This is a genomic window from Halostagnicola sp. A-GB9-2 (assembly GCF_030068615.1).
Lineage (GTDB): Archaea > Halobacteriota > Halobacteria > Halobacteriales > Natrialbaceae > Halostagnicola.
In genome coordinates, this window is sequence record NZ_JASJOC010000001.1 from 430,995 (window position 1) to 445,643 (window position 14,649).

11 protein-coding genes are annotated in these 14,649 nt (G+C 62.6%); 7 read left to right on the forward strand and 4 right to left on the reverse strand.

What is annotated here, in order from left to right; translation table 11 throughout:
* Positions 1-79 precede the first annotated feature (79 nt).
* From QNM96_RS02210 to QNM96_RS02225, 4 genes are all read left to right on the forward strand, one after another.
* Positions 80-907, forward strand: a complete 828-nt coding sequence (locus QNM96_RS02210) for an enoyl-CoA hydratase/isomerase family protein (RefSeq protein WP_283834372.1) — start codon at positions 80-82, stop codon at positions 905-907.
* A complete protein-coding gene (locus QNM96_RS02215) occupies positions 892-1,809 on the forward strand; it encodes a 3-keto-5-aminohexanoate cleavage protein (RefSeq protein WP_283834373.1) in 918 nt (305 codons plus the stop codon). The genes QNM96_RS02210 and QNM96_RS02215 overlap by 16 nt, the downstream gene beginning before the upstream one ends.
* A 412-nt stretch (positions 1,810-2,221) precedes the next feature.
* Entirely contained in the window at positions 2,222-3,028 is an 807-nt protein-coding gene (locus QNM96_RS02220; protein ID WP_283834374.1) for an SDR family oxidoreductase, read from the forward strand.
* Between the two features lie 323 nt (positions 3,029-3,351).
* A complete protein-coding gene (locus QNM96_RS02225) occupies positions 3,352-4,824 on the forward strand; it encodes an MATE family efflux transporter (RefSeq protein WP_283834375.1) in 1,473 nt (490 codons plus the stop codon).
* A gap of 99 nt (positions 4,825-4,923) precedes the next feature.
* Here QNM96_RS02225 and QNM96_RS02230 read toward each other — a convergent pair whose 3' ends face one another.
* Positions 4,924-6,624 carry an acyl-CoA carboxylase subunit beta gene (locus QNM96_RS02230; RefSeq protein ID WP_283834376.1) on the reverse strand — a complete coding sequence of 567 codons (1,701 nt, stop codon included), beginning with the start codon at positions 6,622-6,624 and terminating at the stop codon, positions 4,924-4,926.
* Between the two features lie 185 nt (positions 6,625-6,809).
* On the opposite strand from QNM96_RS02230, the gene QNM96_RS02235 reads away from it, so the two are divergent.
* Together QNM96_RS02235 and QNM96_RS02240 are read left to right on the forward strand one after the other, a co-directional pair.
* Positions 6,810-8,021, forward strand: a complete 1,212-nt coding sequence (locus QNM96_RS02235; RefSeq protein WP_283834377.1) for an acyl-CoA dehydrogenase family protein — start codon at positions 6,810-6,812, stop codon at positions 8,019-8,021.
* Positions 8,022-8,226: 205 nt separating this feature from the next.
* The gene (locus tag QNM96_RS02240; RefSeq protein ID WP_283834378.1) at positions 8,227-8,886 is read left to right on the forward strand and encodes a hypothetical protein; all 660 of its coding nucleotides are present in this window, start codon (positions 8,227-8,229) and stop codon (positions 8,884-8,886) included.
* A gap of 68 nt (positions 8,887-8,954) precedes the next feature.
* On the opposite strand, the gene QNM96_RS02245 is transcribed toward QNM96_RS02240, so the two are convergent.
* Positions 8,955-10,607, reverse strand: coding sequence for an AMP-binding protein (locus QNM96_RS02245; RefSeq protein ID WP_283834379.1), 1,653 nt, complete (start codon positions 10,605-10,607; stop codon positions 8,955-8,957).
* 264 nt (positions 10,608-10,871) lie between these two features.
* Entirely contained in the window at positions 10,872-12,257 is a 1,386-nt protein-coding gene (gene purB, locus QNM96_RS02250; RefSeq protein WP_283834380.1) for an adenylosuccinate lyase, read from the reverse strand.
* Positions 12,258-12,425: 168 nt separating this feature from the next.
* Here purB and purH point away from each other — a divergent pair, with 168 nt between their 5' ends.
* Positions 12,426-14,063 (forward strand): bifunctional phosphoribosylaminoimidazolecarboxamide formyltransferase/IMP cyclohydrolase, encoded by a 1,638-nt coding sequence (gene purH / locus QNM96_RS02255; protein WP_283834381.1) that lies wholly within the window; start codon positions 12,426-12,428, stop codon positions 14,061-14,063.
* Between the two features lie 107 nt (positions 14,064-14,170).
* On the opposite strand, the gene QNM96_RS02260 is transcribed toward purH, so the two are convergent.
* Positions 14,171-14,530 (reverse strand): hypothetical protein, encoded by a 360-nt coding sequence (locus QNM96_RS02260; RefSeq protein ID WP_283834382.1) that lies wholly within the window; start codon positions 14,528-14,530, stop codon positions 14,171-14,173.
* Positions 14,531-14,649 lie beyond the last annotated feature (119 nt).

Below are 14,649 nucleotides of genomic sequence, written 5' to 3' on the forward strand. Positions count from 1 at the left end.
CGGGATCGAACCGAACGCGCTCGCCGGTCAGCCAGCGCTCGAACGCGGCGGCTATCCGCTCGCTCGAGGGTGAGCTGAGATGGTCGACGCCGACTCGCTCTCGAGTGACGGACTCGCGGTCGAGACGAGCACGGACGACCTCGTTCTGTGGGCGACCATCGACCGGCCGGAGCGGCGGAACGCGCTCAACGCCGAGGTGATACGGGGGCTCGAGGACGCGCTCTCGGCGGCGGATTCGGGACCGACTCGAGTCGTCGTGATTCGGGGCAGCGGCGGCACGTTCTGCTCCGGCGGCGATCTTCGGGAGTTCCCGATCGGACAGGGGACACAGGCCTACCGAGAGAGCTTCGGCGGACTGTCGGGCCTGATCGAGCGGATGCACGAAACCGATGCGCTCACCGTCGCCGCCGTCGAGGGCCACTGCCTAGCCGGCGGACTCGGTCTGGCGACCGCCTGCGAGTTCGTCCTGGCGAGCGCCGGTGCGGAGTTCGGCACGCCGGAGGTCGACGTCGGGCTCTTTCCCGCCCAAGCGATGGCACCCATCACCCGCGCGGCGTCGGAGAAGGCCGCGCTGAAGCTGCTCTTTACCGGTGAGTGGGTTGGGGCCGAAGAGGCCCTCGAGATGGGGCTCGTGACGGATGTCGTCGGCAATTCGGGTGATTCCGGGGACGACGATATCGAGACGTTCGACGAGGCGCTCGAGGACCTCGTCGACACTCTGGCGAGCAACAGTCCGGTCCTAATCTCTATGGGGAAGGAAGCTTACTACGAACAGCGGGAGATGCCCTTCGGCGCGGCGCTTTCGTACCTCAAAGAGATGATCGCCATAATCGCGATGAGCGAAGACACCAAGGAGGGGATCGACGCGTTTCTGGCCGACCGTGAGCCCGAATGGCGGGGGCGGTGACCGTGTCGGAAACGAACATCTTCGAACGGCAGGAATCGACGAAGGGCAACGACCCCGAACGGGTCGTCGTTTCGGCCGCGCTCACCGGCGCGTTGACGACTCGAGACCAGTGCGAGGCGATCCCCTACACGCCCGAAGAGATCGCCGAAGAAGCCGCGGCGGCCAGAGACGCCGGCGCGGCAGTTGCACACATCCACGCCCGAACGGACGAGGGCACGCCGACGTTCTCGAGCGAGACCTACCAGGATATCCACGACGAAGTTCGCGAGCGGACGGATATCGTGCTCAACTTCTCGACGGGCGCGATCGAAACGCCCCTCGAAGATCGACTGGCGTACGTTCGGGAGGTCGAGCCCGAAATCGCCGCGCTGAATATGGGCTCGATGAACTACGCGAAGTACTCCGACCGCCGCGAGGAGTACGTCTTCGATATGGTCTTCAAAAACCCGTTTTCGGAGATTAGAGAGCTCCTCTCGGGGATGAACGACTCGGGCGTGACGCCGGAACTCGAGTGTTTCGACACCGGCCACGTCGGAAACACTCGGCCGCTACTGGCGGAAGGCGTCCTCGAGCGCCCGTTCCACGTCAGCTTTGTGATGGGTGTCCTCGGCGGGATTCCGGCGACGGTCGAGAACCTCGCCCACCAAGTGCGCCAGCTTCCCGACGAGTCCACCTGGCAGGTGATTGGTATCGGCGAGGACCAGTGGCCGCTCGTCTCCGCGGCGCTCGCGATGGGCGGCAATGTCCGCGTCGGCCTAGAGGACAACTTCTACCGCCCGAGCGGGGGGATGGCAGAGAGTAACGCCGAACTGGTCGAAGACGCCGTGGAGATGGTTCGACAGGTCGGTCGGGAGCCGGCGACACCCGAACAAGCCCGCGAGATTCTGGGGGTGGACGGATGAGACGAGCGCCAACACGGGTCGTCAGCCATAGCCACACATCACGGCCTCCCACTCACCGCTCCACAGTAGGTCTGACCACCCACTACTCCACAGCAGGACCAAACACTTACCGTCCCACAGCAAGCCCGACCACCCGGAACGGGGTGGGACTGAAAGGGGCTTGTGCTGTGGGCAAACCCGGACGACGCCCTCGCGAGCGCAGCGAGCGAGGGATCGGCGAGACGCGTCGCGTCTCGCTGAGCAAGCACTGCAGGGAGCGAGTGCGGCGAGCGACCGAAGGGCGAAGCGAGGCCCGGGAGCCGACAGCGAAAGGGGCTTTCGACCTATTCGACGTGGTCTCGAGCGTGAACGCGAGTTCGATTCGAGAGCTGCACCTAGCACTACCCGAGTCGAATACTACGGAGGGAACTAGATGAGCTTCGAGGAGACGCCGCCGAGTACGGAGATTTTCAGCGACGAGTTGCTCGAGGGCGAGACGGCCCTGATCACGGGCGGCGGGACGGGAATCGGGCGGACGGTCGCGCTCGCCTACGCCGACCACGGCGCGGACGTAGCGATCGCGAGCCGCTCGATGGAGCACCTCGAGCCGGTCGTCGACGACCTCGAGGATCGGGGCGCAAACGCGTGCGCGACAACGGTGGATGTCCGGGACGCCGAAGACGTTGAGGCGATGCTCGAGACGGTACTCGAGGAGTTGGGCGACTGTTCGATTCTGGTCAACAACGCGGGCGCGAACTTCCTCTCGCCGGCTGAGGAGTTGTCGGCCAACGGCTGGCGGTCCGTCGTCGGGACGATCCTCGACGGGACGGCCAACTGTACCTTCGTCGTCGGCGAGCACATGATCGAACGCGGCGGCGGGTCGATCGTCTCGATGGGAGCGACGAACTCCGTTCGAGGGGCTCCCTACCACGCTCACTCGGGCGCGGGCAAGGCGGGCGTCCACAACCTGATGCAGACCGTCGCGGCGGAGTGGGCCCGATACGGTATCCGAGCGAACACCGTCGCGCCGGGCGTGATCGAAACCGAGGGCGTGATGGAGGTCATGGGCGAGGCTGTCGCCGAACAGGTGATAGAGGACGACCTCGCGGCTGACCGACTCGGGACGCCCGCCGATTGCGTCCCGATCACACTCTTTCTCTCGAGTCCCGCGGCGGCCTACGTGACGGGGTCGTATTTCGCAGTCGACGGCGGGCAGTTACTCGCACCGACGCCAATGTGACTTCGATGAGATTGGCATTCTGAGAGTACCGTCCTGAAACGGAGGCTCGAAATGGAGGCCCAAAACGGAGGCCCGAAACGGCTTCAACAGAAACCGCGAGGAGTTGGTAGTATTTATCGCATGTGAACTGCGTCTCACGAAACGCATTTACGACTGACTGACTAGTCAGTTACTATGTGGCAACTGACGAACTGGTTCGGGCCGATCGGCTCGAGTCGGTCTCTCGAGCGATCGAATATCCCTCCCAGTTCTCTTTTTGGCAGTAGCGAACCCTCATCCCGACGACGAGTCGTCGGTTTCGGAACTCAAGTTACAGGTGGAAAATGAGCGCGCCGGGCGAGGATCGGTCCGTCGACGTCACCGACGGTGAGCTGTTGAAGCCGATCGTCTTCCTCGCAATTCCGCTCGTCCTCACGCAGCTGCTTCAGGTGGCCTACAACGTCGCCGATACGTTCTGGGTCGGGCGCGTCGGCACGGACGCCGTCGCAGCGATTTCCTTTGCGTTTCCGATTATCTTCCTGGTGATCAGCGTCGGTGGCGGCTTTACGGTCGCCGGCACGATCCTGATCGCTCAGCACAAGGGGGCTGAAAATCACGACGAGGTCGACCATGTCGTCGGCCAGACGATGTCGTTCGTGTTGCTCGTCTCGATCATCGCCTCGATCATCGGCTACGTCTTCGCGCCGCAACTGCTCACGCTGGTGGGCGCGGAGGCCGGAAGCGCGGTCCACGAGATGGCCGTGAGCTACACGCGAACGTGGTTCATCGGGACGGTGACGGTCTTCGCCTTTTTCATGTTCCAGGCGCTGTTGCGCGGCTGGGGCGATACGCGCACGCCGATGTATCTGATGACCGTCAGCGTCGTCCTCAACGTCGTGCTCGATCCGTTCCTCATTCTCGGATTCGAAAACAATCCCGTCTTCAGCGTGCTCGGACTGTCAGCACTCGAGTCGTCGCTGTACTCGATGACCGGCTTTGCCGGCCTCGAGATCCAGGGCGCTGCGATCGCGACGGTGTTCAGCCGCGCGGTCGGTGCCGTCATCGGCATCTGGCTGCTGTTCTCCGGTCAGCTCGGCATCCGCCCGACGCTCAAGCAGTTCCGCCTGAAACTCGAGACGGTCCGAACGATCGTCCGGCTGGGGATTCCCGCCGGAATCGAACAGAGCACTCGAGCGCTCGGCCTCTCCGTGTTGACAGCGCTGGTCGCCATCGCCGGCTCGGACGCCGTCGCGGCCTTCGGCGTCGGAAGCAGAGTCTACGCGGTGTTCACGCTTCTCTCGCTGGGGATCGCACAGGCGACCGAGGTCGTCGTCGGCCAGAACCTCGGCGCGGAACAGAGCGAGCGCGCTCGTCGCGGAGTTCTATTGAACGCGGGGATCATCGGGGGTGCGTTCGCGGCGATGAGCGTCGTCGTATACGCGTTCGCCCCGGAGATAATCGATGTCTTCCTGACGGGCGAGGAGGAGTCGGCCGAAGTCATCCAGATGGGTGCGGAGTTCCTCATGATCGTCGGGCCGACCTTTGCCTTCCTCGGTGTGTTCCAGATCCTGATGGGCGCGTTCCGCGGCAGTGGGAGCACGAGAATCGCGATGGGCTTTTCGATCCTCTCGCTGTGGATCATCCAGATCCCCATCGCGTACGGACTGATCCAGTGGGCCGGAATGGGCGAAACCGGCGTCTGGATCGCGATGGCCGTCTCGAACGTGGTCAGCGTCCTCATCGCCGGCGTCTGGTTCCTCCGGGGGACCTGGACGGACGGCGTTGTCGAACAGCCGCCGTCGGCGCCCGCGGACTAAGGGGGCACTCGACGGGAACTGGCCCGTGCCTCGAGCGGGGGCGTGTTCCCGACTCGAGTCGGCCGCCCCCTCGGGATACCGATCCGGGACACTGATTTTTCAAAACAACACGGTTCCGTGATATCGATCCCGTTCCGTTCGACGCTTGGACCGAAGCGTTCGAAGCCGCGCCGCCAACTGATTGCGGAGCTCACCCGCCGGCAGTAACTCGTCGACCTGCATCGACGAGGCCTGCGCGCGGATATCGATGTGTCGGTCGTACTCCTCGCGCATGCTCTCGAGGAACGCTTCGCGGCTCTCGTCGTCCATCTCCTCGAGTTGCTCCGCGAAGAGCGCGTTTACCGCGGCGTCGGGCCCCATCACGGCGATTTCGGCGCTCGGAAGGGCGAGGGTCGCGTCGGGATCGAAGGAGGGCCCGGCCATACCGTAAATTCCCGCACCGTAGGCTTTGCGGGTGATTATGCAGATTTTCGGCACCTGCGCGTTCGAGGTCGCGTAGATGAACTTTCGTCCCTTCTGGAGGACACCCTGTCGTTCAACTGCCGAACCGACCATAAAGCCCGGCGTGTCACAGAGGTACACCAGCGGAATCCCGAAGGCGTCGCAGGTCCAGACGAACCCCGCTCCCTTCTCCGCGGAATCGGGAAAGATCGCGCCGCTCTTGACGGCGGGCTGGTTAGCGACGAAGCCGACCGGTCGGCCCTCGATCCGCCCGAAGCCGGTCACGAGCTCCGGCGCGAACTCGGGTTTGAGTTCGAACCACGAGTCTTCGTCGACCAGCCGCTCGAGGGCGTCGTGAACGTCGTAGGCCTCGTTTGGCTCCTCGGGAATCTCCGTATCGAGGCCCTTCGGATTCGCCGCCGGGGACGCCGGCTCTCTGGTCGGCAAGTCGGCGTCGTGACGCTGTGGCAAGTAGCCCAGGAGGTCGCGAACGGCGTCGGCCGCCGCTCGCTCGTCCTCGACCACGAGATCGGCACTTCCCGACTCCGTGGCGTGGACGCGGGGACCCCCGAGTTCCTGCATGGTCGTCTCCTCACCCGTAACGGCCTCGACGACTCGAGGGCTGGCGATCGCCATCCCGCTGATCTCTTCGACCATAAGGAGGTAATCACAGAAGACCGGTGTGTACGCGGAGCCGGCGATGTTCGGGCCGTAGAGCACGCCGATCTGTGGAACCTGGCCCGAGTGGATACACTGGTTGTAGAACATCCGCCCGCCGCGATAGCGGTCCATGTGCGTGTCGCCGGGCTCCCGATCGTCGAGGTTCAGTCGTGCGCCTGTTGAGTCAATCAGACGGAGGATCGGAGCGCCGACCTCGACGGCGCGTTCGGCGAGCCGGATCTCCTTCTCGACGCCCATCTGGCCGAGCGATCCGGCTTTGACCGTGTAGTCGTGAGCTGCGAAAAAGACCGTCCGACCGCGAATCGTTCCGACGCCGGTTAGCAACCCGTCGGCGGGTAACTCCCCGTCGGCGTCGTGACGGGCGAAGGTGCCGTCCTCGTACTCGATCTCGTCGAAGATCAGCTCGAGTCGATCCCGGACGAAAAGCTTCCCGAGTTCCTCGATCTTCTCGTGGCCGCGTTCGGGCCCGCCCGAGAGGATTTCTTCGATATCCTTGCGCAATCGCCGCTCTCGGTCCGTGATTACCGGATCGTCGAACTCGTCGTCGCCGTTTCCGGCCGTCACGAGCGCCTCGCCGTCGACGACGAGTTCGACCGACCGGCCGAGATGGGTCGCCATCGCGCTGGCGATCGCTCGAGCGGACTCCTCGTCCGGCGGCTCCTCGAGGGTGAGCTTCATCGACCCCTCTCCACGTAAGGTGACCTCTCCGCGCGCTTGCGAGTCCGCTGAATCGACTGAATCATATTCTGTTCATTGTGACCAATTATCAAAATCGTTCGGCCACCGAACGTCGTTCAACTCTGTTCGCGTTTCATGGTATGTGTAACCATAACGATATAGGAGCTGTGTCTGGATGACGACGTATGGACTACACCGAGACCGACGAGCACGAACTCATCAGGGACAGCGTGGGATCGATCGCCGAGGACTACGATCGGTCGTACTGGAAAGAGTGCATCGACGAAAAACGGTTTCCCGAGGAGTACTGGAGCGACCTCGCTCGAGACGGCTGGCTCGGCGTCACCATCCCCGAGGAGTACGGCGGGGCCGGGCTGGGTATGCTCGAGATGGCGATGGTCATTGAGGAACTCTCTCGGGGCGGCGGACAGGGCGGCATCATCTTCGTCCTCACGCCCGTCTTCGGCGGAATAAGCATCCAGCGCCACGGCACGGAGGCCCAGAAGGAAGCGTACCTGCCAGCGATCGCCGAGGGCGAGATGCGCTTTTGCATGGGTCTCACCGAAGCCGGCGCGGGGACGAACACACTAAACATCGACACTCGAGCCGAGCGAGTCGGCGACGGTGCTACCGACGGAAGTACCGACGATACCGGAGACGGTGGCGACGAGTTCGTTCTCTCAGGCCAGAAGATGTGGATTAGCGGCGTCAAGAACGCCGACGAGATGCTCCTGGTCGCAAGAACCTCCGAGTTCGACTCGAGCGATCCGACCCACGGCGTCTCGCTGTTTCTCATCCCCGAACCCGCCGAACAGGAGGGCATCTCGCTCACTCCACTCGATGTCGAAGTGCCGTGGTTCGAAACCCAGTACCAGGTCGATATCGACGGCCTCCGCGTCCACGAGGACCGAATTCTCGGGACTGAAGACGGCGGTCTCTACCTGCTCTGGGACACCTTGAACACCGAACGGATCGCGGGCGCGGCCAGCGCCATCGGCGGCGGACTCCGAGCCATCGATCTGGCTGTCGACTACGCGAACGAGCGCTCGGTATTCGGACAGAAGATCGGCGGCCACCAGGCTATCCAGCACCCGATAGCCGACGCCTACTCCCAGTTGATGTGCGCCCGCGAGATGACCTACAAGGCCGCTTCGAAGTGGGATCAAGACGAAGATGCGGGTGCCGAAGCCAACATGGCGAAACTGCGCGCGAGCGAGGCCGCGACCTACGCCGCCGACCGGGCGATCCAGACCCACGGGGGGAACGGCTTTTCGACGGAGTACGAAGTCTTCGACATCTGGCAGAACTCGAGGTTGCTCCAGACGGTGCCAGTGACCAACGAGATGGTTAAGAACTTCCTGGGCGAGCACACGCTCGGATTGCCGCGATCGTATTGATCTGCGGAAATGATTCCTGAAAGATACTTAAGAGATAGTAGCAAGACAATGGAATAAGCAGTATAAACGCGAGAAGTGGCAAAATTACACGAAAACTATATGACGTTCCTCGAATATATTTTCCTCTCTACTTGTTCGTTCGCGAGAAATAATACGAATGACATGAGAAGATTTACTTGGGACCCAGCAAGTTTCACTGGCGAGTATGTCCCTCCAGTTAGACCGTCCGACGAACCCTGTCGATTCGCCCTCCAGCGCCTCACAGACCGATACGTCGATCGCGCTTTCACGCGATGATATCTTCCACCTCCTCCAGACAAGCCGGCGACGGGAGACGATTCGGTATCTCCTCGAGAAAAACGGCCCCGTCAAGATGCGCGACGTCGCAGAACACGTCTCCGCTCGAGAGCACGAGACCACCGTCCAGCAGTTGAGTTCGAAACAACGTCAGCGCGTCTACATTCCACTCTATCAATCACACCTGCCAAAGCTCGATAAGAAGGGGGTTATCGAGTACGACCAGTCTCGAGGAATCATCCGTTCGGGGGACCAACTCGAACTGTTTCGTCCGTACATCGAGGTCTTAGCGGGTGAAGACACTCAGTCGGAAGCCGACTCCGGGGACCAAAACCGGATGTTCAACACGAGCGATAAGGCACAGTACGCGACGGGAGCGGCGTTAGCCGTCAGTTTAGTTCTCGTCTCGGCGGCTGAACTCTTCGAGATTTCGGACGCCGCCGTCGTCACGATCGTGAGTCTGCTGTTCGGTGCTTCCATACTAACACTGACTCGCATCGATCGAGTCCTTCCCGATCGCCTCACGGAAATCAACTGGAGAACACGCTCTCGAACGGACGAGTTATGACATCCTCCCGGCGTGGCACTGCCGGCGAACCGAACGCAAACTCTCGAATTCGAGAGCTCCCGAGCCGTCTAGAGGTCGTCCGTTCCTGACTCGAGCGGTTCGTCCAGCCGCTCCTCGAGATCCTCCTCGAGCTTGTAACGCTGTACCTTCTGCGTGGCGCTGCGAGGCAGTTCGTCGACAGTGAAGATCCGCCGCGGGTGGGCGTAGGTCGCGACGTAATCCAGGGAGAACTCCCGCAGTTCGCGTTCCGTGATGTCCGCCCCCTCCTCTAAAACGACGTAGCCGACCGGCGCTTCGCCTTTGACCTCGTGTGGCGCGGCGACGACGGCAGCTTCGGCGACATCGGGGTGCTCGTAGAGCGCGGATTCGACCTCCGCGGGATAGATGTTCTCGCCGCCGGCGATGATCATGTCATCGGCGCGGTCAACCATCCAGAAGTAGCCGTCGGCGTCGACTCGAGCGATGTCCTCGGTGTAGAACCAGCCCTCGTCGTCGAGCACTTCGGCGGTCTTCTCGGGCTGGTTGTAGTAGCCCTCGAAGACGTTGTCGCCCCGAATCGCGAGTTCGCCGGTGACCGCCTCCTCGTCCTCGAAGTCGATCTCCTCGCTGGGCGTCGGGTGGAGATCGTCGTGTCCGACCATCGTCTCCCTGGTGTCCGGATCGACGATCTTCAGGTCGATTCCCGGCAACGGCGGACCGATACAGCCGGCTTCCTTGTGGACTCCGATGGAGGGCTCGAGCGTTCCCGCAGGGGAGGTCTCGGTCATTCCCCACCCTTCGAGGACGGGCGTCTCCCAGGCCTCTTCAATCGTCCGGCGAACGTCCTCCGCGAGCGGTGCCGCCGCGCAGGTGACGTCCTCGAGCGAGGAGAGGTCGTACGCGTCGGGGTTCTCTCGGTACTCGCGGAACATCATGGTGTACATCGCCGGAACGCCGGCAAATTTGGTGATCTGATGCTCGTCGATAGCGGTCAGCATGTTCTCGGGTTCCGGCTTCGGCTGGAGGATCATCTTCGACCCCGAGTAGACGAACGAGCCCAGCAAGGCGTTGAGCGCGTAGATGTGAAAGAGCGGGAGGACGAGCAACAGCGAGTCCTCGGGACCGACGGCGAGCCCACCCTTGCTGTAGCTGCCGATCGTCGACAGCAGGTTTCGATGGGAGAGCATCACGCCCTTGGGCTGGCCCGTCGTCCCGCTGGTGTAGGGCTGGGCGGCGATGTCGCCGTACTCGCGCTCGACCTGTTCGAACTCGTCGTCGGCCTCCATCAGCGCGTGCGAGTAGTTGATGATTCCCCGTTCGACGTCTTCGACGCCGGGGAGAAACAGCGTCTCGATACCCGCCGCGTCCGCCAGCCCCTGGGCCTCGTCCGCAAGGAACGCCGAGGCGATCACCACGTTGGCACCCGCGTCGTTGATAACGTAGGCTAGCGTCTCGGGATCCATCCGGAGGTTGAGCGGTGTCGCGACGGCACCGGCTTTGATCGCTCCGAAGTACGCTGCCGGAAACTGGTTCGTGTTCGGGATGAACAGTCCGACTCTGTCGCCGGGTTCGACGCCGTGGTCGACCAGCACGTTCGCGACCGTGTTCGACTCGGCCTCGAGTTCATTGTAGGACTGCTCCGTCCCCATGAACGAGAACGCCGTCTTGTCACCGTACCGGTCCGCCGACATCGTCGGGAGCGTTCCCATGTGCTCGACCCGCTCCCCGTGATGGTACATCATGGCTTGTGAGATAATTCCACACAATTGTTAATAAACGTACGTACAACTCGAGTAAACTCGTCTCGAGTGAAAACGGAGGAGTCGGTACGGAATTCAGTGCGTCAGGAAATCCGTCCGACTTCGGCGCGTCGTCGATCGGATTTCTCGAGACGATTGGTGTGCTGATCCCAGGAAATCGACCCTCGATCGTATTCTGAGTGCTCCACGTCAAACGGGAGTACGCCGATTATCTGATAAAGAGGACAGCCGACACGTCGAGCTCGACTACTCGAGATCGTCGACCAGATCGCCAGCAACGCCGGTGTACCCCGCCGGCGTTAGCGCGTGTAGTTCTTCCCTCACGTCCTCGTCGACCTCGAGTTCGTCGAACATCGCACGAAAGTCCTCGAGCGAGACGTCTTTACCGCGGGTAACTGCCTTAACACGCTCGTAGGCGTCTTCTTGTCCTTCTCGTCGCAGGATCGTCTGGACCGCCTCGCCGATGATCTCCGGCGTCGACTCGAGTTCTTCGCGCATAACCGTCTCGTTCGGGACGACCTTCCCGAGGCCGGCGGCGGTCTTCTTGTAGCCGATGAGACAGTGTCCGAACGCCGCGCCGATGTTCCGCTTGACGGTCGAATCCGAAAGATCCCGCTGGAGCCTCGAGGTCGTGATGTAGTCCGCGAGGAAGGTCAGATCCGAGTTCGCCTTCGAGAGGTTGCCCTCGCTGTTCTCGAAGTCGATCGGGTTGACCTTGTGGGGCATCGTCGAGGACCCCGTCTCGCCTTCGACGGTCTTCTGTCCGAGATAGCGATCGGAGACGTAGAGCCACATATCCAGGTCGAGGTCGAGGAGCACATCGTTGACGCCGCGGAAGGCGTCGAACAGCGCCGCGAGGTCGTCACAGGGGTTGACCTGCGTCGTGAGCGGTTCGAACTCGAGGCCGAGGTCGGTGACGAAGTCCTCTGCGAAGGCCTGCCAGTCGACCTCCGGGTACGCCGCGACGTGTGCGGCGTAGGTGCCACTCGCACCGCCGAGTTTGCCCCGGAGGTCGCCGCTCGCTTTGCGGACGCGGGCGGTCGCTTTGCCGAGACGAGCCGCGTAGACGGCCAGTTCCTTGCCGAACGTCGTCGGCGTCGCGGGCTGGCCGTGGGTTCGGGCAAGCATCGGAAGATCCCGGTGCCCTCGAGCCATCTCCGCCAGCGTATCCTGCAGATCGTACAACTCGCCCAACAACACGTCCTCGACGGCGTCTCGGACGAGCAGGCGATGGGCGAGGTTGTTCACGTCCTCGCTCGTGAGTCCGAAGTGAATCCAGGCCGAGGCATCGCTGTCCTCGGGGAGCTTGTGCCGAATGAAGTACTCCACGGCTTTGACGTCGTGGTTCGTCGCCTCGAACTCCTCGTAGCCCTCGGTCTCTATGGTCTTGATCAGCCTCGCGTCCTCCTCGGCGAAGTGGTTGTAGAGGCCGCCAAGCTGAGTCCGTTCGTCGGTGTCTATCTCGAGCGGCGTCGCCTCGCAGTCGGCGAGCGCGATCAGGTACTCCACTTCGACTCGGACGCGAGCGCGCATAAGTGCGGCTTCGCTCGCGTACGGCGATAGCGGTGCGGTGCGACCGCCGTACCGGCCGTCGAGCGGAGAGACGGCGTACAGCGCGTGGGTATCGGTCATACTCGAGCATCCTCCAGCGCGGTCCAAAAGCGTATCGAAACGAGGGGCCACGAGTGTGCATATCGACCGGGCTTGATCGGCAACTATCTCACATAGGTACCCACATTCGTGTATATATCCCCGCTCGAGACCGCAACCACTTTCCCGTTTGCGAGCGCGGGTCCGAGTATGACCCGAATCGCCGGGATGGCCGGCAACCGTGGACGGAACCTGCTGAATATCGCCGAACTCGCGCCGGGCGGCGCGGAACTGGCCGTTATCCTCACCAACAACGAGGACGCGCCGATCCTCGAGTCGGCGGCCGACCGCGGAATCCCCACCGAGGTCGTCCCGCTCGAGGAGGAAATGGGCCGAACTGAACACGAAGAAGCCGTCCTCGAGGCGCTCGCCGACTACGAGTTCGACCTCGTTTGTCTGGACGGCTACATGCGGATTTTGACGGATACGTTCGTCGACGCGTCCCCCACGACGTTGAACGTTCACCCCTCCTTGCTCCCGTCGTTCCCCGGAATGGACGCCTGGGGCGACGCCCTCGAGGCTGGCGTCTCGACGACCGGCTGTACGGTCCACGTGGTCACCGACGCGACCGACAACGACGGGAACGTTCTCGAGAGCGAGGTCGACGGTGGCCCAATCGTGACCCAGGAACCGATCCCAGTCTACGAGGGCGACGACGAGGACTCGCTCGCGGATCGAATCCTCAACGAGGGCGAGTTCCGAGCGTACCCACGTGCAGTGAAGTGGTTTGCAGACGGCGCGGTCACGGTCGACGAGGACGCCGAGACGGTCTCCGTCGAGGCCGACGTCGCAAGTACCGATGCCGAGGACCACGACGGGCTTCCGGAACGTCGACTCGTCTCGAACGATCGACTCGCGACGCTTCGCTACGGCGAGAACCCGCATCAGGACGCGGCGGTGTACACCGACTCCACCTGCGACGAAGCCTCGGTGGTCCACGCCGAGCAGTTGAACGAGGGCGCGAAGGCGCTGTCGTACAACAACTACAACGACGCAGACGGCGCGCTCAACCTGATCAAAGAGTTCGACGAGCCCGCCGCGGCGGTCATCAAGCACACGAACCCGGCGGGCTGTGCGACCGCCGATTCGCTCGCCGAGGCCTACGAAAAGGCCCTCTCGACGGATCCGATGAGCGCCTTCGGCGGTATCGTCGCGCTCAATCGCGAGTGCGACGCCGAGACCGCCGAACAGGTGATCGACTCGTTCAAGGAAGTAGTCGTCGCACCCGGCTACAGCGAGGACGCGCTCGAGATTCTCCGCGAAAAAGAAAATCTGCGGATCCTCGACGTGGGCGAACTGGGTGCGCGGTCCGACCGGTTCACCGAAAAACCCCTCGTCGGCGGTCGACTCGTGCAAGAACGAGATTTGCAGTCGGTCTCCGTCGACGACCTCGAGGTCGTCACCGAGCGCGAGCCGACCGAGGACGAACTCGAGTCGATGGTGTTCGGCTGGCAAACCCTAAAACACGTCAAATCCAACGGTATCTTGTTCACGAAAGGGACCGAAACCGTCGGCGTCGGGATGGGACAGGTCTCTCGAGTCGACGCCGTTCGACTGGCGGCAATGAAGGCCGACGAGCACGCCGAGGGCAAGGACGCCGAGGGAGCCGTGATGGCCTCGGACGCCTTCTTCCCGTTCCCTGATGGGATCGAAGAAGCCGCGGAGTCAGGCATCGAAGCCGTCGTTCAGCCCGGCGGCTCGGTCAACGACGAGGACGTGATCGAAGCCGCGGACGAACACGACATCGCGATGGCGTTTACGGGCCAGCGGTCGTTTAGACACGATTGAGCGAAGCGAAGAGCTACAAACGCGGGTTTGGACGCTTCGGCGTCTCAGACGACTTCTGTCGCGTCGAACGAGTTGTAAGTCAGCGCCGATAATCGACCCCTCGTTAGTTACCGAGACGCCGTTTTGAAACCCTCCAAGAGGATCCGGAACCCGCGAACCAGAACGAGACTGAGAAGGTAATAAAATCCGAGCAACGCGGCGAAGACGGCAACCTGTTCGAGGATCGGAATCGAAAACAGAACGCTGAGTCGCAACGGTTCGAAAACGATCGCCCTGATCGCCGTCACCGGGACGTAGACGAACAGTCGGAACAGGAACTCGAGTTCGTCGAGAACCGTAGTCGGGAGGCCGAAGGGCTGTCGAAAGGAGAGGACGGCGAGAACGGTCGGAACGGAAACGAACAGGACGAACACGGAGATGACGGGGCGGTCGCGTATCCGATCCGAGAGACGCTCGAGTCGGCTCATGCCGGCTGATTGGATCGCTGACACCAAATCGATTCCGTTCCGGGAATTCGTGACCAACCGGTGGTGTGACGAGAGAGACCGCTGCTGATCGGATAGACGCCCATACAACACCCTACAGA